This is a genomic window from Pseudomonas sp. S5D5, from assembly GCF_003013355.1.
GTDB lineage: Bacteria > Pseudomonadota > Gammaproteobacteria > Pseudomonadales > Pseudomonadaceae > Aquipseudomonas > Aquipseudomonas aylmerensis.
Genome location: NZ_PTEO01000001.1, coordinates 6140738 through 6161443, shown reverse-complemented (window position 1 = coordinate 6161443; position 20706 = coordinate 6140738). Strand labels below are relative to the sequence as shown.

General features: G+C 63.6%; 14 protein-coding genes. 10 read left to right on the top strand and 4 right to left on the bottom strand.

The window, feature by feature from the left end:
* Positions 1–44 precede the first annotated feature (44 nt).
* Together C9990_RS33200 and C9990_RS28190 are read right to left on the bottom strand one after the other, a co-directional pair.
* Positions 45–1088: a methyl-accepting chemotaxis protein gene (locus C9990_RS33200; RefSeq protein ID WP_371920713.1), complete on the bottom strand. Its 1044-nt coding sequence runs from the start codon at positions 1086–1088 to the stop codon at positions 45–47.
* A gap of 971 nt (positions 1089–2059) precedes the next feature.
* Entirely contained in the window at positions 2060–3730 is a 1671-nt protein-coding gene (locus C9990_RS28190) for a PleD family two-component system response regulator (RefSeq protein WP_065900285.1), read from the bottom strand.
* 387 nt (positions 3731–4117) lie between these two features.
* On the opposite strand from C9990_RS28190, the gene C9990_RS28185 reads away from it, so the two are divergent.
* From C9990_RS28185 to C9990_RS28165, 5 genes are all read left to right on the top strand, one after another.
* Positions 4118–5095: a DUF2333 family protein gene (locus C9990_RS28185; protein ID WP_371322043.1), complete on the top strand. Its 978-nt coding sequence runs from the start codon at positions 4118–4120 to the stop codon at positions 5093–5095.
* A 2-nt stretch (positions 5096–5097) separates the two neighbouring features.
* Positions 5098–5634: an NUDIX hydrolase gene (locus tag C9990_RS28180; RefSeq protein ID WP_106805276.1), complete on the top strand. Its 537-nt coding sequence runs from the start codon at positions 5098–5100 to the stop codon at positions 5632–5634.
* Positions 5635–5909: 275 nt separating this feature from the next.
* Positions 5910–6281 carry a translation initiation factor Sui1 gene (locus C9990_RS28175; RefSeq protein WP_005784408.1) on the top strand — a complete coding sequence of 124 codons (372 nt, stop codon included), beginning with the start codon at positions 5910–5912 and terminating at the stop codon, positions 6279–6281.
* 211 nt (positions 6282–6492) lie between these two features.
* On the top strand, positions 6493–8406 hold the full coding sequence (gene speA, locus C9990_RS28170; protein WP_065900291.1) for an arginine decarboxylase: 1914 nt from the start codon (positions 6493–6495) through the stop codon (positions 8404–8406).
* A 154-nt stretch (positions 8407–8560) separates the two neighbouring features.
* Positions 8561–9454: an alpha/beta hydrolase gene (locus C9990_RS28165; protein ID WP_106805275.1), complete on the top strand. Its 894-nt coding sequence runs from the start codon at positions 8561–8563 to the stop codon at positions 9452–9454.
* On the opposite strand, the gene C9990_RS28160 is transcribed toward C9990_RS28165, so the two are convergent.
* Complete coding sequence (locus tag C9990_RS28160; RefSeq protein WP_065900295.1) at positions 9399–10736, bottom strand: MATE family efflux transporter; 1338 nt, start codon at positions 10734–10736, stop codon at positions 9399–9401. The genes C9990_RS28165 and C9990_RS28160 overlap by 56 nt on opposite strands.
* A gap of 225 nt (positions 10737–10961) precedes the next feature.
* On the opposite strand from C9990_RS28160, the gene C9990_RS28155 reads away from it, so the two are divergent.
* Positions 10962–15863 carry an alpha-2-macroglobulin gene (locus C9990_RS28155; RefSeq protein ID WP_106805274.1) on the top strand — a complete coding sequence of 1634 codons (4902 nt, stop codon included), beginning with the start codon at positions 10962–10964 and terminating at the stop codon, positions 15861–15863.
* 137 nt (positions 15864–16000) lie between these two features.
* On the opposite strand, the gene C9990_RS28150 is transcribed toward C9990_RS28155, so the two are convergent.
* On the bottom strand, positions 16001–16294 hold the full coding sequence (locus C9990_RS28150) for a hypothetical protein (RefSeq protein ID WP_065900299.1): 294 nt from the start codon (positions 16292–16294) through the stop codon (positions 16001–16003).
* 234 nt (positions 16295–16528) lie between these two features.
* Here C9990_RS28150 and pbpC point away from each other — a divergent pair, with 234 nt between their 5' ends.
* From pbpC to C9990_RS28130, 4 genes are all read left to right on the top strand, one after another.
* Positions 16529–18844 (top strand): peptidoglycan glycosyltransferase PbpC, encoded by a 2316-nt coding sequence (gene pbpC / locus C9990_RS28145; RefSeq protein ID WP_106805273.1) that lies wholly within the window; start codon positions 16529–16531, stop codon positions 18842–18844.
* Positions 18845–18985: 141 nt separating this feature from the next.
* Positions 18986–19294, top strand: coding sequence for a MazG-like family protein (locus C9990_RS28140; RefSeq protein WP_016972502.1), 309 nt, complete (start codon positions 18986–18988; stop codon positions 19292–19294).
* Positions 19287–20036 carry a methyltransferase domain-containing protein gene (locus tag C9990_RS28135; protein ID WP_106805272.1) on the top strand — a complete coding sequence of 250 codons (750 nt, stop codon included), beginning with the start codon at positions 19287–19289 and terminating at the stop codon, positions 20034–20036. The genes C9990_RS28140 and C9990_RS28135 overlap by 8 nt, the downstream gene beginning before the upstream one ends.
* 24 nt (positions 20037–20060) lie before the next feature.
* A complete protein-coding gene (locus tag C9990_RS28130; RefSeq protein WP_065900305.1) occupies positions 20061–20663 on the top strand; it encodes a DUF4136 domain-containing protein in 603 nt (200 codons plus the stop codon).
* The last annotated feature ends 43 nt before the right edge of the window (positions 20664–20706 follow it).

Here is a 20706-nt window from a genome sequence, read left to right as displayed (position 1 = left end):
GCAAGCCAGCTGCCACATTGGGTCGCAACCCACGTTGAGTCCGGTCAGACGCGAAACGCCTGGACCGCCGTGTTGAGCTGCCCGCCCAGCACCAGCAGGTGTTCGCCCTGGCTGCGGCCCTGGCCGATGCGCAGCAGATTGTCCTCGCCCAACTGGTGGATCCGCTCGCTGTTGTCGCGAATCTCACTGACGGCGCCACTCTGCTGCGCGGTCACATCGGCGATGCGCACGGCGGTGTCGGCAATGGTCTGGATCGCGCCGACGATTTCATCCAGCGCACCATCTGCCGCCTGGGCCTGCTGGGCGGTGGCTTCGGCGTGTTCGACCTGGGCGCGCATGCCTTGCACCGATTGGTGGGCGGCGCTTTGCAGGCCGGCGATCAGGCCCTGGATTTCAGCGGTGGCGCCGGCGGTGCGCTGGGCCAGGGAGCGCACTTCGTCGGCGACCACCGCAAACCCGCGCCCGGCTTCACCGGCTCGGGCGGCCTCGATGGCGGCGTTGAGCGCCAGCAGGTTGGTCTGGTCGGCAATCGAGCGGATCACCGTGAGTACGCCGCCGATGGTGGCGGATTCTTCGGCGAGTTTTTCGATCATCTGCGCGTTCTGCTGCACTTCACCCACCAGCGCGTGCAGCCCGGTCAGGCTCAGGCCGATCACGCGCTGGCCTTGCTCCACCGCCTGGCCCGCACTGCGGCTGGCCCCGGCCGCCTGGCTGGCATCCCCGGCGACTTGCTGGATGGTTGCCTCCAGCTCGCCGAGCGAATCGCGGATCTGCGCGGTGTCCCCGGCCTGGCGTTCAGCGCCGTCGTGCAGGCCGCTGCTCAACTCGGCGAGGGCACGGCTGCTGCCGGCGACCTCTTCGGCATTCCCGCGAATGGTGCCCACCAGATCGACCAGATACGCGCGCAAGCGGTTGAGGGAGGCTTCGATATCGTGCAGCTCGCGGTTGGTCTTGCCCAAGGCAATCGGCTGGCTGAAGTCACCTTCGGCCCAGGTCGACAGGGCCGGCGCCAGGTTGGTCAGCACCCGTGCCAGGCGCCGTTGCAGGGTATCGATCAGCAGGGCAATCAGCAGGATCAGGCCGATCATCACGCCTTGCATCAGGCGCACTTCGCCCTGGATCTGGGCATGTTGCGCGCGCACCACCGGTTCCAGGCCGGCAATGGCCTGCTGTACGGCGGCGATTTTCAGGTGGGTGCTTGCGGCCAGGTCGGTGCGTTGCTGGATCTGTTCGCGGGTGCGCTTGAGTTCGCCGGGGTAGCGGGTGAGCAGGCTGTTGAGTTCGCGCTTGAGGTCGACGCCGGTGTCCTGGGTCTCGGTCTTCTCGGTGTTTTCCAGGCCCATCAAGGCAGAAAAGTCGTCGGCGCTGGAGTCGGCGCTGGCCTTGACGCCGAGCAATGGCAACGGCTCCAGCAGGTCGGCCTGGCTGCGGATATTGCCGACTTCACGCTCCACATCATCGGCCAGTTCCGCGCGCCCGCTGCTCACCAGCTTGTCGCGGGCCAGGGACAGTTTGCCCAAGTGCTGGGACGCGGCCAGCAACGGCGGCAGGTAACGCGCGGCTTGCGGCGAATTGACGCTCAGGGCGTATTGACCCAGTTGCTCCAGGTTTGCGCCCAGTTCGCGTTCGGCTTGCAGTAACAGCGCTTGCGGGTCGCCGGCCAGCTTGCCGGCAGCCAGCAGGTCAGTCTTGCTGAAGGTATCCAGGTCCACCAGGCTGGGGCGCAGGTTCTGCGCGAGGTCGGCGGGCAGTTCATCCAGGTGCTGCAGCAGGTTTTCCAGGCTCTGGCTGGCGCTGCTCAGGCGCAGCGCATCGCCGCTGGCCAGGTAGTCGTCGATATTGCGCGCGGCCTGATTCTGAAAGGTCTGCGACAGGCCCAGGTAGCGCTCCATCAACAGATAGGGACGCTCCAGCGCGCGTTGCGACCACCAGAGCGTGGCCCCGAGGGCCAGGCACACAGCCACCAAGAGGAGGGTATTGAGATTGGTCAGCAGCTTCAGGCGCATGCGGGGTTTCAACCGACAGCAAAAGGTAAGTGCCTGAAGTTATTGCGTTTGCGTTACAGGGTTATGACGGAATCGGTCGATTCCGGTGAAAAGATGGCACTTTGCTTTGACGTTCGCGCCGCTTGTACGCGGTTGCGCCCGGCGTCCTTGGCGCGGTACAGCGCCTCGTCGGCCTGGGCGGCCATCATCAGGCTGTCGGAACCGTCGCACAGCTCCACCAGCCCGGCACTGAAGGTGCACCACAAATCCTGCGGCTGGGCCGGGTAGTGGATTTCGGCAAAGCGCCCGCGAATTTCATCCAGCACCCTGCAGGCCGACTCCAGGTCGGTGTCGGGCATCACGATGGCGAACTCTTCACCGCCATAGCGCCCGATATAGTCGGTCTTGCGCAGGCGCTGTTTGAGAAACAGCGCCAGGCTCTTGATCACGCGGTCGCCCATGGGATGCCCGTGGCTGTCATTGACCCGCTTGAAGTGGTCGATGTCGAGCATGGCAAAGCTCAGCGGCTTGTTCTCGCGGCGCGCACGGAAGCTGCAGTCTTCGAGCAATTGCAGGATGTGAGTGTGGTTGTACAGGCCGGTCAGGCTGTCGCGCACCATCCGCGCCTTGAGGTTGCGCGCACGGGCGGCGCGGTTGCGCACGGTGGTGATCAGGTGGCGCGGCTTGATCGGCTTGGTGAGGAAGTCGTCGCCGCCTTCGCTCATGGCGTCCAGTTGCTTGTCGAGGTCGTCTTCGGCTGACAGGTAGATGATCGGCACGCTGACGTAGCGGTCGTTGTGGCGAATCACCTTGGCCAGTTCGGTACCGGTGCAGGCGGGCATGTACATGTCGAGGATGATCAGGTCGGGCTGGAAATCCGCCAGCTCGGCCATGGCCTGGATCGGCTCGATCAGGGTGCGCGTGACGATGCCGGCACTGTTGAGCAGCCGCTCGGTGTGCAGTGCCTGGGCCCGCGAGTCATCGATGATCAGCACTTTATAGGGTTCGTACTGGGCGACGCAGGTGAGCACTTCGATTTTTTCCAGCAGGCTGGACGCCTCCAGTGTTCCGGTGAGGAACTCCTGGCCCCCGGCGCGCACGGCGGCCAGGCGGGTCGGGGTGTCGGTTTCATGCAGGCTGAAAAACAGCAGCGGCAGCTTTTGCTCCAGGCCTTCCTGGGCTTCGGCGGCGAGCTTGAGGCCCAGGCCGGCGCCGCAGAAGTCCACGTCCATCACGATCGCCGAGGGCAGGCGCTCGGCCATGGCGGCGCGAAAGGCTGCCACGCTGTCCAGCGACTGCGCGCTCATGCCGAAGAATTCCAGTTGCTTGGCCAGGCGTTCGGCGCGGTCGTGATCGGCGAGCATCACGTAGATCGGCTTGCGCATCGGCGGCAGGAACGTTTGCTCGAGCTGGTCGCCCTGGCGCAGTCCGGTGCGGGACAGGCGCTGCATCAGGCGGTTGAGTTCGGTGATCAGGTGGCTGCTCAGGCGGCCACGGTTTTCGTCCACTGCCTTGAGGGATTCGCCGATGTGCACGGCGAGCTGGCTGTGTTCCGGCTGTTCGAAACGCTCGGCAAAGCGCAGCAGGCGCAGGTTGGCTTCGCTGAGTTCGGACAGGTCGGCGCCCGACCATTCGCTGCGTTGCAGGCGCTGCCAGATCTCAAGAATTTGACGTGCCTGATGAATTACCCGCTGGGCAAAGTGCTGCTTGAGACGCTCACGGCTGGGGTCTTCTGGCTCGGTCATATCCTGACTACTAGTTAGGGTGCATGCTGAGGTCGACTGATGGCTCTATGCTAGCACCTCTTTTCCATGGGATGAGTGTCATATGTCAATTAACTGCGTGTCCCGGGTATTCAGTTATTGACCCGATGGTCGCGCAGCGTAAAAAACCTGCATCCTTTATAGTCGAACCTTCCTCGTCCCCCGTTTGATTAAAAGCACCGCACCGGCGGGCACGATGGGGTAGGGTTGTGGTCGGAGTGTTTGAACGCACCCGGACCATTGAAGTGCATGAACTCAAGTGATTGAAAGGATATCGCCATGCTGGACTGGAAAAACCGTGCAGGCAGTGCCAAAGGCCCCGCCCCTGAGCCCAAGTCGGCCAACCGCAGCTATTTTCGCACGGTGCTGATGAGCCGCGCCGTGCTGAGCGTGCTCGGCCTGTACCTGTTGGTCACCGGTGCCCTGGGTTGGTACTGGAGCGAAGAGCCGGCGCTGTTCCCGGTCCAGCAAAATGCGCAGATTGCCGCTGAAAAAGACGGCAAGCAGATGGTGGTGGGCTTCACCACCGTCGAAACCCTCAAGACTGTGGTCGGCACCCTGCTGAACAAGCCGGGTGGCTACATTTCCAACGACCGCTTTCCGCCGGGGCTGTGGATGGACAACATGCCCAGCTGGGAATACGGCGTGCTGGTGCAGGTCCGTGACCTGACCCGAGCCCTGCGTAAAGACTTCGCCCGTTCCCAGTCGCAATCGGCGGAAGACGCTGACTTGGCCAAGGCCGAGCCGCGCTTCAACTTCGACAACAAGAGCTGGGTGCTGCCATCCAGTGAGTCGGAATACCAGGAAGGCATCAATTCCCTGAGCCGCTACGAGGCGCGCCTGTCGGACCCTAACCAGAAAGGCGCGCTGTTCTATGCGCGAGCCGACAACCTGAACAACTGGCTGGGCGATGTCGCTACCCGCCTGGGCTCGCTGTCGCAACGCCTGTCGGCCAGCGTCGGCCGGGTCAAGTTGAACACTGCACTGAAAACCGAAGCGCTGGCGCCGGGTGAAGTGCCACAGGTCGACGAAGAAGTGGTCGAAACCCCGTGGATGCAGATCGACAACGTGTTCTACGAGGCGCGTGGCCAGGCGTGGGCCCTGTCCCACTTGCTGCGTGCTATCGAAGTCGATTTCGCCGACGTCCTGGCCAAGAAAAACGCCACCGTCAGCGTGCGCCAGATCATTCGTGAACTGGAGGCCTCGCAAGAGCCTGTCTGGAGTCCGATGATCCTCAACGGCAGCGGCTTCGGCGTGTTGGCCAACCATTCGCTGGTCATGGCCAACTACATTTCCCGGGCCAACGCGGCGGTGATCGACTTGCGTCAGCTGCTCAACCAGGGTTGATGATGGACGCTGCTCAAAACGAGGCCGCGCACCGTGCGGCCTCCGATGCCGAACTGATCTGCTGGGTCGACGAGCAGGACAACCTGCTCGGCCACCTGGTGCGGTCCGACCTGCGCCAGCGCGGCCTGATTGGCCGGTGCACATTTATCTTCCTGTTCAATTCCAAGGGCGAGCTGTGCGTGCATCGGCGCACCCTGAGCAAGGCGTTGTATCCCGGTTTCTGGGACACGGCAGCCGGCGGCATGGTCGCGGCAGGCGAGTCGTATGCGGTGTCGGCCGCCCGTGAGTTGGAAGAAGAGCTGGGCGTCGGCGGGGTAGAGTTGGTCGAACATGACCACTTCTATTTCGAAGATGGCGACAGCCGGCTCTGGTGCAAATCCTACTCGGCGACGTGGGACGGGCCGCTCAGCCTGCAGCCCGAAGAAGTCATGGAAGCACGCTTTTTACCGATTGAAACGGTCCTGCAGGAGGCCGAGCAAAAGCCCTACTGTCCGGACGCCCAGGAGGGCTTGCGCCGCTATCTGGCCTCGCGTCGCTAAAGTTGCATAAATTGGCGCCATTTGGCCCTTAGCAAGTCGCGGTTTTGCCGTTACACTGCGCGACTTTTCACCCGTACTACGATTGTTTCACCCGGGTATCACTGTAGGTGCCGGCTTGCCGGCGATGGCTATCTTTAGGACGCCATCGCTGGCAAACCGGCTGCCACAGGTGGGGGTTGAAACAGGGCGGTACGGTAGCGCTGCCCCTGCCTGAGTGGGGCTTCGCGGTCGGTCATTCTGATCGATCAGTCTTTGTCCTCCCAAGAGGATTGCCGGTGGCCAAAAAAGCCGCATCCTTCGCCGCCCTTGGTGGCCTGGTATTTTCCACCGACGCAGGTCGACACTGCCCGGACTGTCGTCAGCCCGTGGATTCGTGTACCTGCAAACAGACCCTGATCCCTGAAGGCGATGGCATTGCCCGCGTGCGACGCGAGAGCAAGGGCCGTGGCGGCAAGACGGTGACGACCATCACCGGCGTGCCCCTGGCCGAAGATGCCCTGAAGGAGCTGGCCACGACGCTGAAAAAGCGCTGTGGCACCGGTGGCGCGCTCAAAGACGGCGTCATCGAGATCCAGGGCGACCACGTCGAGTTGCTGTTGGCCGAGCTGATCAAGCTGGGTTACAAGGCGAAGAAATCCGGCGGCTAGCAGCCTCTGTGAAACCCACCCCGACCGCCGGTTCGCTGAACGCGAACTGTCGTCTCCATGGGTTTCACAGAGCCTGTTCCTGACCGGTGTCTAAACTCTGTCCTGCGAGTGGGGTCTACCTTCCTTACAGGCAAATCGTCATTTTCATTCTTTAGACTGCGCCAGCCTCAGAGAGAGGCGGCGCCTTCGACTTCATTTATAGGGGACTTCGATGTCCGTACGACGCACACGCAAAGACGATGGCAGCCAATGGACAGTTGCGGACAGCCGCAGTGTTTACGGGATCCGCCATTGGGGGGCCGGGTATTTCGCGATCAATGATGCCGGTCGCGTTGAAGTTCGTCCGAACGGCCCGAACAGCACGCCCGTCGACCTGTACGAGCAAGTCGACGAGCTGCGTAAAAGCGGCCTGTCCTTGCCGTTGCTGGTGCGTTTCCCCGACATCCTGCAAGACCGCGTGCGCCAGCTGACCGGTGCCTTCGATGCCAACATCGAGCGCCTGGAATACCAGAGTCAATACACCGCGCTGTACCCGATCAAGGTGAACCAGCAGGAGGCGGTGATCGAGAACATCATCGCAACCCAGAACGTGTCCATTGGCCTCGAAGCCGGCTCCAAGCCCGAGCTGCTGGCCGTGCTGGCCCTGGCGCCGAAGGGCGGCACCATCGTCTGCAACGGTTACAAGGACCGTGAGTTCATCCGCCTGGCGCTGATGGGCCAGAAGCTCGGCCACAACGTGTTTATCGTGATCGAGAAAGAATCCGAAGTTGAGCTGGTGATCGAAGAGGCTGCCAGCCTCAAGGTCAAGCCGCAGGTCGGCCTGCGCGTGCGCTTGTCGTCCCTGGCGTCGAGCAAGTGGGCGGACACCGGTGGCGAGAAATCCAAATTCGGCCTGTCGGCGGCGCAGCTGCTGTCCGTGGTCGAGCGCTTCCGCGCTGCCGGCCTGGACCAGGGCATCCGCCTGCTGCACTTCCACATGGGTTCGCAGATCGCCAACCTGGCCGACTACCAGCACGGGTTCAAGGAAGCCATTCGTTACTACGGCGAGCTGCGCAACCTCGGCCTGCCGGTGGACCACATCGACGTCGGCGGCGGCCTGGGCGTGGACTACGACGGTACCCACTCGCGTAACGCCAGCTCGATCAACTACGACATGGACGACTACGCCGGCGTGGTCGTGGGCATGCTCAAGGAATTCTGCGATGCGCAGAGCCTGCCGCACCCGCACATCTTCTCCGAAAGCGGCCGCTCCCTGACTGCCCACCACGCCATGCTGGTGGTGCAGGTCACTGACGTCGAGAAGCATAACGACGACGTGCCGGAGATCGAAAACAAGGAAAGCCTGCCGGAAACCGTGCAGTGGCTGGTGGACCTGCTGGGCCCGACCGACATCGAGATGGTCACCGAGACCTACTGGCGTGCCACCCACTACATGAGCGACGTGGCCACCCAGTACGCCGATGGCAAGCTGACCCTGGCGGAAAAAGCCCTGGCCGAGCAGTGCTACTTCGCCGTCTGCCGCCGCCTGCACAACTCGTTGAAAGCCCGCCAGCGCTCGCACCGCCAGGTGCTGGACGAACTCAACGACAAGCTGGCCGACAAGTACATCTGCAACTTCTCGGTGTTCCAGAGCCTGCCGGACACTTGGGCCATCGGCCAGGTACTGCCGATCCTGCCGCTGCACCGTCTCGACGAAGAGCCGCTGCGCCGCGCGGTCCTGCAGGATTTGACCTGCGACTCCGACGGCAAGATCAAGCAGTACGTCGACGAGCAGAGCATCGAGACCAGCCTGCCGGTGCACGCCTTGAACGAAGGCGAGGACTACCTGCTGGGTATCTTCCTGGTGGGTGCCTACCAGGAAATCCTCGGCGACATGCACAACCTGTTCGGTGACACCGACTCGGTGAACATCTACCAGCGCGAGGATGGTTCGGTGTACAGCGCCGGTATCGAGACCCATGACACCATCGAAGACATGCTGCGCTACGTGCACTTGTCGCCGGAGGAGTTGATGACTCACTACCGTGACAAGTGCGCCAGCGCGAAGATCAGCGCCAATGAGCGTACGCAGTTCCTGGACGCGCTGCGCCTGGGCCTGACGCGGTCTTCGTACCTGTCTTCGTAACTGAAGTGACCCGGCTCAAATGTAGGAGCCGGGCTTGCCCGCGATGGCGGTGTGTCAGTGTGCAATGTGGGGTCTGACACTCCGCTATCGCAGGCAAGCCAGCTCCCACATTTGGATCTTCATCAGGTAGTACCTTCTATGTGAGGTCTGGAAGATGTCGAGCAAATGGCTGCAAGCCTTCACCCTGGCATTCGCTGCCTTCCTCGCAGCCTGCTCGCCCATCAAGGTGCTCAACGCACTCACGCCCTCCAGCACCTTCACCAAAACCTCCTCAGTCGCCTACGGCGATGATCCCCGCCAGAAACTCGATATCTACCGCCCGGCCAATGCTTCGCCGAACGCCCCCGTGGTGGTGTTTTTCTATGGCGGCAGCTGGAACAGTGGCTCCAAGGATGATTACGGTTTTGTCGGCGAAGCCCTGGCCTCGCGCGGCATTGTGGTGGTGATCGCCGATTATCGGCTTTACCCGCAAGTGCGTTACCCACTGTTTCTTCAGGACGGTGCCCAAGCGGTCGCCTGGACGTATCAGCACAGCGCCGAATACGGCGGCGATCCCCACAAGCTGTATGTGATGGGCCACAGTTCCGGCGCCTACAACGCCGCGATGCTGGCGCTGGATGCGCGCTGGCTCAACGAAGCGAACCTGTCGCCGTCGATGCTCAAGGGTTGGATCGGTCTGGCCGGGCCGTATGACTTTTTGCCGATTGAAAACCCCGACGTGAAGCCGGTGTTTTTCTTCCCCCACTCACCCCCGGACTCCCAGCCGATCAACCATGTCAGTGCCGGCGCGCCGCCGAGCCTGTTGATCGCCTCTTCGTCCGACACACTGGTCAACCCCACGCGCAACACCGGCGGGCTGGCTAACGCGTTACGGGCGGCCGGTGTGCCGGTGGAGGAGTTCTACTTCGGCAAGACCAACCACCAGACGCTGGTGGCGGCCATCTCCAAACCGTTGCGCTGGCTGGCACCGGTGCTGGATCGGGTCGTGGATTTCATCCAAGCCACTGATTCTGCCGATTCAGGCGCCAGGCAATCGCCCACAACGTGAGGCTGCGCAATGCCATGAACAGCAGGAAACTTATCCACAGGCCGTGGTTGCCGTAGCCCTGCAACAGCCAGGCGAACGGCAGCAGGATCAGCACGGTCAGCAGCATCCCATTGCGCATTTCGCGCGCACGCGTGGCGCCGATGAAAAGGCCGTCCAGCAGGTAACTCCACACCGCAATCAATGGCAGCACCGCCAGGTATGGCAGGTAGATGTCAGCCGTTTCGCGCACGCTGGGGATGTCGGTCTGCATCGCGATAAACAGGTGCCCGGCGAACGTGAACAGCAGGGCGAAGCCGACGCTGGCGATCAGCGACCAACCGCAGGCGACCACCAATGAACGGCGCAGGGCCTGGCGATCATGCGCGCCGATGGCGTGGCCGCACAGCGCTTCGACTGCGTGGGCCAGGCCGTCGAGGGCATGCGCGGTCAGCAGCAGGCCGTTGAGCAGCAGTGCGTTGGCGGCCACGGTGGCGTCACCCAGGCGTGCACCTTGCACAGTGATCATGAAAAACACCGATTGCAGCGCCAGGCTGCGGATAAAAATATCGCGGTTGACCGCCAGCAGCGGCCGCCAGCTTTGCCACACCTTTAGCGCAGCCCAGGCGATGTGCCCTGGGTAGGCGCGCAGGGCTTTTTGCGTCAGGACCAGGCCGAGCAGGGCGCCGGTCCATTCTGCAATGACCGAGGCGCGCGCGGAGCCGACTACGCCCCAATCCAGGCCGAGTACGAACCACAGGTTCAAGGCGATATTCACCAAGTTGGTGGTCAGCAGGATCGCCAGCGGCGCGCGGGCGTTTTGCGTGCCGAGGAACCAGCCGACCAGCGCGTAACTGGCCAGCGCGGCGGGCAGGCCAAACAGGCGGGTGTGGAAGAAATCGCGAGTCAGTTGGTTGAGTTCGGGCGACGGTTGCATCCACTCCAGCGCCAGATGGCTCAGGGGGATGCCGACGGTTCCCAGCAGCATCGCCAACCCCAGTGCCAGCAGTAAACCCTGCAGCAGGATTTGCCGCAGCGCCGCTCCATCATTACGCCCGGCGGCCTGGGCGGCGAATCCGGTGGAACCCATGCGCAGGAAACCCATGGCCCAGGCCAGAAAGGTGTAGAGGCTGGCACCGACAGCCACCGCGCCGAGTTGGTGGGCGTGCGGCAGGTGGCCGATCACCATGCTGTCGACCAGTGCCACCAGCGGCACCGAAATGTTCGACAGGATCATCGGCGCGGCCAGGGCCCAGACGCGGCGGTGAGTGGGGCGGTGGCGCCAGTCGGTGAGCAGGGAATTCATGGAGGCTCCTACGAGGGGAGCGGCATTGTAACTGTCCGCAGAACGAATGTCGGCGCCGGCAAGCGGGCTCCCACAGGGGGTCAGTGTTGGTTGTGGGATTTGGCTGGGCTTGAGCCGTTCGAGAACCAAACTGCCCTCCGTCGGTCAATGTGACCAGCGCCACATCGGCTTGGCTGGCGCTGATATATAGTTCACCCCTCGGATCCCTCTCACTACGAGTGCCCCATGCTTAACAAAGGACTGTTCCTGGCCTGTGCGCTGGCCCTGCTGAGCGCTTGCGACTCTTCCGATAAACCGGCAGCCCCGGCCGCTCCAGCAGCGGCGACGAGTACCGCACCGAAGCCGGCCAAGGCGGCGGTGGATGTGGCGGCATTGAAGCAGCGCTATGCCGGGCGTGAGTTGAGTGTGGTGGATGTCTCCGAGGTGCAGCTGGATGGCGCCAGCACCCTGTCGGTGAGCTTTTCGATTCCACTGGATCCCGAACAGAAATTCGCCGACAAACTGCATCTGGTCGATGCCAAGTCCGGCAAGGTCGATGGTGCCTGGGAACTCTCCGATAACCTGATGGAGCTGCGCCTGCGCCACCTGGAGCCGCAGCGCAAACTGGTGCTCACGGTCGATGCCGGGGTCAAGGCGGTCAACGACAACACACTTGCTGCCGAATACAGCGCGCGCCTGGAAACCCGTGATCTGCAAGCCACCGTCGGCTTCGCCAGCCGTGGCACCTTGCTGCCGACGCGTCTGGCTGAAGGCTTGCCGGTGATCGCGCTGAACGTCGACAAGATCGACGTCGAATTCTTCCGGATCAAGCCTGAATCGCTGCCATCGTTTCTCGCGCAGTGGGGCCGCAACTCCAGCCTGCAAGGGTATGAATCGCGCGAACTGCTACCTATGGCCGACCTGGTCTACGGCGGGCGTTTCGACCTGAACCCTGCGCGCAATACCCGCGAAACCCTGTTGTTGCCGATCGCCGGCCTCAAGCCATTGCAGCAGCCGGGCGTGTACCTGGCGGTAATGCGCGCCTCGGGCACCTACAACTATTCGCAGCCGGCCACGTTGTTCACCTTGAGTGATATCGGCCTGTCGGTGCACCGCTATGCCAACCGCCTGGATGTGTTCACCCAGGCGCTCGAAGGCGGCAAGGCCCTGGACGGCGTCGACCTCGAAGTGCTGGATGCCAATGGCCGGGTGCTGGGCCAGGGCAAGACCGAGAAGGGTGGTCACGCCGAGTTGCCACTGCCGAAAAAAGCCCAGGTGCTGCTCGCCAAGCAAGGCGAACAGACCAGCCTGCTGCGCCTCGACAGCGCCGCGCTGGATCTGGCCGAGTTCGACATCGGCGGCCAGCCGTCCCACCCGTTGCAGTTCTTTGTGTTCGGCCCGCGCGATTTGTATCGCCCTGGCGAAACCGTGCTGCTCAACGCCCTGCTGCGCGACAAGGATGGCAACGCGGTCAAGCCGCAGCCGGTGAGCGTCGAAGTGCGTCGCCCGGATGAGCAGGTGAGCCGCAAGTTCGTGTGGGATGCCGATGCGTCCGGCCTGTATCAATATCAACTGCAACTGGCGGGCGAAGCGCCGACCGGGCGCTGGCAATTGGTATTCGACCTGGGTGACGGCAAGCCGCAGCTGTATGAGTTCCTTGTCGAAGACTTCCTGCCCGAGCGCCTGGCCCTGGAACTCAAGGGCAGCGACTCGGCCCTGAGCCCGGCGGATAACCCGGTCATTCACGTCAATGGTCGCTACCTCTACGGCGCGCCGGCGTCGGGCAACCGGGTCAGCGGCCAGGTCTATGTGCGCCCGCTGCGTGAAGCGGTCAAGGCACTGCCGGGCTACCAGTTCGGTTCGGTCACCGAGGAAGAGCTGAGCCAGGATTTCGAGTTGGACGAAAGCATCCTCGACGCCAAAGGCCAGGAAGACCTCACCCTGGAAAGCAAATGGGCCGACGCCAAGTCGCCGCTGCAATTGATCGTGCAAGCCAGCCTGCAAGAGTCGGGCGGGCGCCCGATCACCCGGCGCCTGGTGCAGCCGATCTGGCCGGCCGAACAGCTGCCGGGCCTGCGCGGGTTGTTTGACGGCAAGGAAACCAACGGCGACGGCCCGGCGGAATTCGAAGTGCTGGTGGCCAATCAGGACGGGCAGAAACTCGCCGCGCAAAACCTCAAGGTGCGCCTGGTGCGCGAGCGTCGTGACTACTACTGGAACTACTCCGACAGCGATGGCTGGAGCTATCACTACAACGAAAAATTCCTCAACCTCGACGAACAGACCCTGAACATCAAGGCCGGCGACACTGCCAAGGTCAGCTTCCAGGTGGAGTGGGGCCCATATCGCGTGGAGGTCGAAGACCCGCAGACCGGCCTGGTCAGCAGCCTGCGTTTCTGGGCCGGTTACCAGGCCCAGGACAATACCGAGGGCGGCGCCGTACGGCCCGACCAGGTCAAGCTGGCGTTGGACAAGCCTGCGTATGGCGACGGCGATACCGCCAACGTCACGGTCACGCCGCCGGCTGCCGGTAAAGGCTACCTGCTGGTGGAGTCCGCCGAAGGGCCGCTGTGGTGGCAGGAAATCGACGTGCCGGCCGAAGGCAAAAGCTTCGCGGTGAAGCTCGACCCGAAATGGTCACGCCATGATCTGTATGTGAGCGCGCTGGTGATTCGCCCCGGCGAGCGCAAAGCCAATATCACCCCTAAACGCGCGGTGGGCCTGCTGCACCTGCCGTTGGACCGCACCCAGCGCAAGCTCGGCGTGACCCTGACCGCGCCGGAAAAAATGCGTCCCAAACAACCGCTGACGGTAAAGATTGCCGCGAAGAATGCGGACGGCAGCGTGCCCAAGCAGGTGCACGTGCTGGTGGCCGCGGTGGACGTGGGCATCCTCAATATCACCGAATACCCGACACCGGACCCGTACTCCAGCCTGTTCGGTCGCAAGGCCTATGGTGTCGACCAGTTCGACATCTACGGCCAGTTGATCGAAGCCGGACAGGGCCGCCTGGCCAGCCTGGCCTTCGGTGGTGACGCGGCGCTGGCCAAGGGCGGCAAGCGTCCGGATACCAGCGTCACTATCGTTGCGCTGCAAAGCGCACCGGTGACCCTGAATGAGCAAGGCGAGGGCGAAGTCAGCGTCAATATCCCCGACTTCAACGGCGAGTTGCGCCTGATGGCCCAGGCCTGGAGCGATGACCGCTACGGCATGGCCGAGGGCAAGACGGTGATTGCCGCACCGCTGATTGCCGAACTGTCGGCTCCGCGCTTTCTCGCCGGAGGTGACCAGACCACGCTGGCGCTGGACCTGTCCAACCTGTCGGGCAAAGCGCAGAAGCTGGATGTACAACTGACTGCCGAAGGGCAATTGGAGCTGGTCAACAGCGGCGCGCAATCCGTCGAGCTCAAGCAGGGCCAGCGCACCACGCTGCGCATCCCGGTCAAAGCCTGGGGCGGCCTGGGCCAGGGCAAGGTCAAGGTGACCGTGAATGGCCTGGACCTGCCCGGCGAAAACCTGCCGCCGTTCAGCCGCGAATGGACCCTGGGCGTGCGCCCGGCGTATCCGGCACTGCTCAAGCACTATCGCGCGGTGCTCAAAAGCGAGCCGTGGAGCCTGCCCGCTGGCACGCTGGAGCAGTTCGATGCGTCGGGACGCGAGGCGTTGCTGAGTCTGTCGAGCCGACCGCCGTTGAACCTGGGTGCGCAGATCAGTGCGCTCAAGGCCTACCCCTATGGATGCCTGGAGCAGACCGCGAGTGGCTTGTACCCCTCGCTCTACGCCGACGACGCTTTGCTCAAGCGCCTGGGGGTGAAAGGCGAGCCGGATGCCGCGCGCAAACGCAAGATCGAGCTGGGCATCGAGCGCCTGCTGGGCATGCAGCGCTACAACGGCAGCTTTGGGCTGTGGGGCGCCGATGGTGAGGAGGAGTATTGGCTGACCGCGTATGTCACCGACTTCCTGCTGCGCGCCCGTGACCAGGGCTTTGCAGTACCGCCCGAGGCCTTGAAGAAGGCCAGCGAACGCCTGCTGCGGTATGTGCAGGAACGTAACCTGATCGAAGTCGATTACAGCGACAACGCCGACCACACGCGTTTCGCCGTGCAGGCCTATGCCGGCATGGTCTTGGCGCGCAGTCAGCAGGCACCCTTGGGCGCGCTGCGGAGTATTTTCGAACGACGCAGCGAAGCACGTTCGGGGCTGCCGCTGGTGCAGCTGTCCATCGCCCTGCAGAAGATGGGCGATCAGCCGCGCGCCGACCAGGCGCTGCAGGCGGGGCTGGCAACCCAGCGCAGTGCCAATGAGTGGCTGGCCGATTACGGCAGCCCGCTGCGCGACCAGGCGATGATCCTGGCCTTGCTGGAAGAGAATGACCTGGCCAAGGGCAAGCGTGAGGAGCGCCTGTTCACACTGTCGGATCAGTTGGCGGCCAGCCCTTACCTGTCGACCCAGGAACGTAACTCGCTGTTCCTGGCCGGGCGTCTTGGGTTCGCGCAGCCCGAGGCGAACTGGCAGGTATCGCTTACCGGCAGTGGCGGTGTGCAGGCGTTGAATAACCAGCAGTCGACCCTGGCGCTGGACGGCAAGCAGCTGTCCAGCGACCTGACCTTGAGCAATCAGGGTGACACGCCGGTTTACCAGCAACTGACGCTGTCGGGTTATCCACAAGTGCCACCGGCAGCCGGTGGCGACAACCTGAGCATCCGCCGCGAATACCTCGGCATGAATGGTCAGCCGCTGAACCTGCGTACGCTGAACAGCGGTGACCTGGTGCTGGTGCACCTGGCGGTGAGCGCCAAGCAACGGGTGCCGGACGCGTTGGTGGTGGACTTGCTGCCCGCGGGCCTGGAGCTGGAAAACCAGAACCTGGCGCAAAGCGCGGCGAGCCTGGAAAACGCCAGCAGCCAGGTCAAGGAGTGGCGTGAGTCGATGCAGAATGCATCGCTCAAGCACCAGGAATTCAGGGATGACCGCTATGTGGCGGCGATGAACCTCGACGGGTATGGCACCACGCACCTGCTGTACCTGGCACGGGCAGTGACGCCGGGGACTTACCGGGTGCCGCCGCCGCAGGTGGAGTCGATGTACCGGCCGAACTGGCAGGCGGTGGGGGAGACGCCGGCGGATCTGGTGATCAAGGGGCGTTGAAGGTCGGAACCTGAATGCGCACTCAATGTGGGAGCGGGCTTGCTCGCGAAGGCGTAGGGTCAGTCAGCGTATTGGGTACTGACCCAGCGTCTTCGCGAGCAAGCCCGCTCCCACAAGGGTTTTTGGGTGTTTTTGGCTCAGTGGACGACCCAACTGAGGAGCCACAGGCCGAGCATCAGCCAAATGATGCCGAAGATGATCGAGGCGCGCATGAAGGCGCGTACGGCTGAGTACAGGAAGAGCAGGCCGACGATCAGGGTGAGGATGCTGATGATCGACGTGTCCATGCCCAGCGTGCGCGACAGGCCTTCGATAAAGTTGCCGCCCGCGTGGGTCAAGGCGCCGAACAACCCGCTGAGCCCGTCGACGATAAAGCGGATGACGGAGCCGAGCGCCTGGCCCAACCATTCGAAGAAGCTTTCTACCTGCATGTGTGTGTCCTGATAAGAAGGTGGGCGTATCTGTGCGTTGGTTGTTATTGCGACAGGCTAGTTCCGTGAAGCATAGAGGTTTGCAGGTTTAATAATGGGTTTCCTTTGTTTTTGGTGTACGCATTTCAGTATGGGGGCTGGCTTGTCGGGTCGCTGCATTGCTGCGAGAGCGGTGGGCCTGTGACGCATTTACCCACTGAATCACCGCTATCGCCGGCAAGCCGGCTCCTACGGGTGTTGCGTTGGGGCTTGGGCGCCGTGGTGTTGCTGGTGGCGCTGCTGTGGCTGGCGGATCGGATCTGGCCGTTGCCGCTGCCCGAGGATGACCTGGCGCGGGTGGTGCTGGCTGAGGATGGCACGCCGTTGTGGCGGTTTGCCGATGCCAATGGTGTATGGCGCTACCCGGTGCAGACCGCCGAAGTGTCGCCGTATTACCTGGACGCATTGCTCACCTACGAAGACCGCTGGTTTTATCAGCACCCCGGGGTGAACCCGTTGGCGCTGGTGCGGGCGACGTGGCAGAACCTGACGGGCGCGCGCGTGGTGTCCGGCGGCAGCACCTTGTCGATGCAGGTCGCGCGCCTGCTCGACCCCCACTCGCGGACTTTCCACGGCAAGCTGCGTCAGTTGTGGCGCACGGCGCAGTTGGAGTGGCACCTGTCCAAGGAACAGATCCTCAACCTGTACCTGAACCGCGCGCCGTTTGGCGGCACGTTGCAGGGCGTGGCCGCCGCCAGTTGGGCGTACCTGGGTAAATCGCCGGCGCAACTGACGCATGCCGAAGCCGCCCTGCTCGCGGTGTTGCCCCAGGCACCCAGCCGCTTGCGTCCCGACCGTCACCCGCAGCGCGCCCAGGAAGCCCGCGACAAGGTGCTGCGTCGCCTCGCCGAATTCCAGGTATGGCCGCAGCCGGCGGTGGACGAAGCTCTCGAAGAACCGTTGCTGCTCGCCCCGCGCCTGGAACCGAGCCTGGCGCCCTTGCTCGCTCGGCGCCTGAACCGTCCGGACAGCCCGCCGCTGATCCGCACCACCCTGGATGCCACCCTGCAACGCCGGCTCGAAGACCTGCTGCTGGGCTGGCGCGCGCGCCTGCCGGAACACACCTCCGCCGCCATCCTGGTGGTGGAAGAGGAAACCATGGCCGTGCGCGCCTACCTGGGCTCAGTGGATATCAACGACACCAAGCGCTTCGGCCATGTGGACATGATCAGCGCGCTGCGCTCGCCAGGCTCCACGTTGAAACCCTTCCTGTATGGCATGGCCTTGGACGACGGGCTGATTCATTCCGAATCGCTGTTGCAGGACGTGCCCCGACGTTACGGCGATTACCGGCCGGGCAACTTCTCCATGGGGTTTACCGGCGCGGTGCCGGCGAGCACGGCGCTGTCCAGCTCGCTGAATTTGCCCGCGGTGCAGTTGTTGGAAGCCTACGGGCCCAAGCGCTTTGCCGCGCAGATGCGTATCGGCGGTGTGCCCTTGGCCTTGCCGGCGTTGGCCGAGCCCAACCTGGCGTTGATCCTGGGCGGCGCGGGCAGCCGCCTCGAAGACCTGGTCAGCGGCTACAGTGCCTTCGCCCGGGATGGCAAGAGCGCCACTCTCCGTTTACAGCCGGACGATACGCTGAGAGAGCGGCCAATGTTGTCGCCAGGATCCGCCTGGATCATCCGCCGCATCCTCAGCGGCCAGGCACGGCCCGACCGTGACCCGCGCGCCGAACTGGTACAGCGCCCGGTATTGGCCTGGAAAACCGGCACCAGCTACGGTTTTCGCGATGCCTGGGCGATTGGTGTCGGGCCGCGCTATTTGATCGGCGTGTGGATCGGCCGCCCGGACGGCACGCCGGTGCCGGGGCAGTTCGGCCTCGCGTCGGCGGCGCCGTTGATGCTGCAGGTGCACGATGTACTGACCAACCGCGACAGCCAGCGCGGTATCAGCGCAGCGGTCAAACCGGTGCCGGCCAATGTCGGCGTGGCCGCGATCTGTTGGCCACTGGGCCAGCCCATGAGCCGCAGCGACCCTAATTGCCGTCGCCAGCGGTTTGCCTGGACGCTGGACAACACCACGCCGCCGACCTTGCAGGCGTTGGATCAACCGTTGAGCGTAGGCTTGATGGAAAGCGTCTGGGTCAATGCCAAGGGCCTGCGAGTGGATGCCCATTGCCCTGGCGCGGTGGCGAAAAACATTGCCTTGTGGCCGGCGCCGCTGGAACCCTGGCTACCCAGGGCGGAGCGTCGTGAAGCGCGGATTCCGCCGGCCGACCCTGATTGCCCGCCGCCGGCCTTGGCCGCTTCGTCGCCGCTGTCCATCGTCGGCGTGCGCGAAGGTGACCAATTGCGCCTGCCGGCCGCCAGCCAACAAGCCCTGCGCCTGAAACTCTCCGCCCTGGGCGGCAGTGGCCGGCGCTGGTGGTTCCTCAATGGCGCACCGTTGGGTGACAGCGCCAACCAGGAATTTATCAATGCCAGCTTCGAGCACCTGGGCCGCTACCAGCTCAGCGTTCTCGACGAAGCCGGACAGACCGCCCGGCTCGAATTCAGCGTCGTCGACTGAACCGCCATCGCCGGTAAGCCGGCTCCTACAGGGGAATGTATTCCAAACCGTAGGAGCCGGCTTGCCGGTGATAGCGCCCCAAAGGTTCACTTGCCTTCAAAGCCATTCCCCCCGAAGCTATCCACCTTCAGGAGCCCCCGCATGAACCTCGAACACCTCACCGAACGCCTGCACCGCATCCGCGATACCAACGACTGGAAGCAGTTCCACAGCCCGAAAAACCTGGCCATGGCCGCCAGCGTGGAAATGGCCGAACTGGTCGAAATCTTCCAATGGCTGACCGAAGACCAGTCCCGCCAGTTGCCTGCCGACACACTCGCCCACGCCGGGCAGGAAGTCGGCGATATCGTGCTGTACCTGTTGTTGCTGTGCAGTGAGCTGGGCCTGGACATGAACGAGGTGGTGCGCGCCAAGCTGGCCGACAGTGAACGGCGGTTCGCCCATGAGTGACCGCCATTTCGACCAGTTGGCCACGCGCTTCGCCGAAAAGATCTACGGCGGCGCCAAAGGCGCGATTCGCCTGGCGGTACTCCAGGCCGACCTGGCCGAAGCGCTGCCTGGCCGCCCGCTGCGTGTGCTGGATATCGGCGCGGGCCTTGGGCACATGTCGCTGTGGCTGGCCGAGCGCGGTCATCAGGTGACCCTGGCCGAACCCGCCGAGCCGATGCTCGAGGGCGCACGCCAACGGTTTACCGAGGCCGGACAAACGGCGACCTTCATCCATGCGCCCTGGCAAGACCTGCTGGGCCAACTGACCGAACCCTACGACCTGGTGCTGTGCCATGCCGTGCTGGAGTGGTTGGCCGAACCCCACGCCATCCTGCCGGTGCTGCACCAGCTCACGGTGCCTGGCGGCTGGCTGTCGCTGGCGTTCTACAACCGTGATGCGCTGATTTATCGCAATCTGCTCAAGGGCCACTTCCGCAAAATGCGCAAGAATGACCTGGCCGGCGAAAAGCAGAGCCTGACCCCGCAACAACCGCTGGACCCACGTGAGTTGGCGGCGCAACTCGAGGGGCTTTGGCAGGTCGAAAGCCAGAGTGGCGTGCGGGTTTTCCACGACTATATGCCGGTGGAATTCCAGGCCCGCGCGGATTTACAGGACCTTGTAGAGATGGAACTCGCTCACCGTCGTCACCCAAGCTTTGCCGGACTTGGGCGTTATTTGCACTGGATCTGCCGTCCGGTATAAGCGGCCCAGTCTGCGGAGGTCGAAATGCGTCGTCTCTGTTTGATCCTGTTGTCCCTTGGGCTGGGCGCCTGTTCCAGTCCCAACCCTTATGTGGCTGCTTCAGCGCCGATCCCGCCCGCCCCCGCGCAGGCAGCCAACACCTTCGATGCCAGCGCCTACCCGGCGCCGGTGCGTGACTATGGCGCCTACCGCAATTGGGCCTGGCGCAACGGCCAACTGCCGGCCGGCACAGCCTGGGCGGATTCGGCGCAAATTGCCGAGGCGGTCAGCGGTGCCCTTGACCAGCGCGGCCTGCGGCCCTTGCACGACAGCCGTCCGGCTGACCTGTTCGTGAGCGCCGATGTGCGCCTGGAGAAGCGCCTCAAGCAAGTCCAGGATGACTACGGTTATGGTTACGGCGGCTACAACCGCTATGGCAATGGTTATGGCATGTACAACTCCGTGCCGATCGTGCGCACCTATGAAGTGCAGGTGGTGGTGGTTCGCGTCAATCTGTTCGATGCCCGCACGGGCCAGCCGGTGTGGAGTGCCAGCGCGGAGACGGGCAGCCAGGGAAGCCTCAGTGAGCGCGGGGATGCCTTGCGCCAGGCGGTGCAGAAGGCAATGACGGCCTATCCTCCGAGTTAACAGCTATTCTCATTTCAAGTGCAGGTCGCTCTTTGGAGAACAA

Excerpts from the sequence above, each read along its gene's own strand:
- C9990_RS33200 (WP_371920713.1), bottom strand. The coding sequence starts at position 1,088 with ATGATCGGCCTGATCCTGCTGATTGCCCTGCTGATCGATACCCTGCAA.
- C9990_RS28190 (WP_065900285.1), bottom strand. The coding sequence starts at position 3,730 with ATGACCGAGCCAGAAGACCCCAGCCGTGAGCGTCTCAAGCAGCACTTT.
- C9990_RS28185 (WP_371322043.1), top strand. The coding sequence starts at position 4,118 with ATGAGCCGCGCCGTGCTGAGCGTGCTCGGCCTGTACCTGTTGGTCACC.
- C9990_RS28180 (WP_106805276.1), top strand. The coding sequence starts at position 5,098 with ATGGACGCTGCTCAAAACGAGGCCGCGCACCGTGCGGCCTCCGATGCC.
- speA (WP_065900291.1), top strand. The coding sequence starts at position 6,493 with ATGTCCGTACGACGCACACGCAAAGACGATGGCAGCCAATGGACAGTT.
- C9990_RS28165 (WP_106805275.1), top strand. The coding sequence starts at position 8,561 with ATGTCGAGCAAATGGCTGCAAGCCTTCACCCTGGCATTCGCTGCCTTC.
- C9990_RS28160 (WP_065900295.1), bottom strand. The coding sequence starts at position 10,736 with ATGAATTCCCTGCTCACCGACTGGCGCCACCGCCCCACTCACCGCCGC.
- C9990_RS28155 (WP_106805274.1), top strand. The coding sequence starts at position 10,962 with ATGCTTAACAAAGGACTGTTCCTGGCCTGTGCGCTGGCCCTGCTGAGC.
- C9990_RS28150 (WP_065900299.1), bottom strand. The coding sequence starts at position 16,294 with ATGCAGGTAGAAAGCTTCTTCGAATGGTTGGGCCAGGCGCTCGGCTCC.
- C9990_RS28140 (WP_016972502.1), top strand. The coding sequence starts at position 18,986 with ATGAACCTCGAACACCTCACCGAACGCCTGCACCGCATCCGCGATACC.
- C9990_RS28135 (WP_106805272.1), top strand. The coding sequence starts at position 19,287 with ATGAGTGACCGCCATTTCGACCAGTTGGCCACGCGCTTCGCCGAAAAG.
- C9990_RS28130 (WP_065900305.1), top strand. The coding sequence starts at position 20,061 with ATGCGTCGTCTCTGTTTGATCCTGTTGTCCCTTGGGCTGGGCGCCTGT.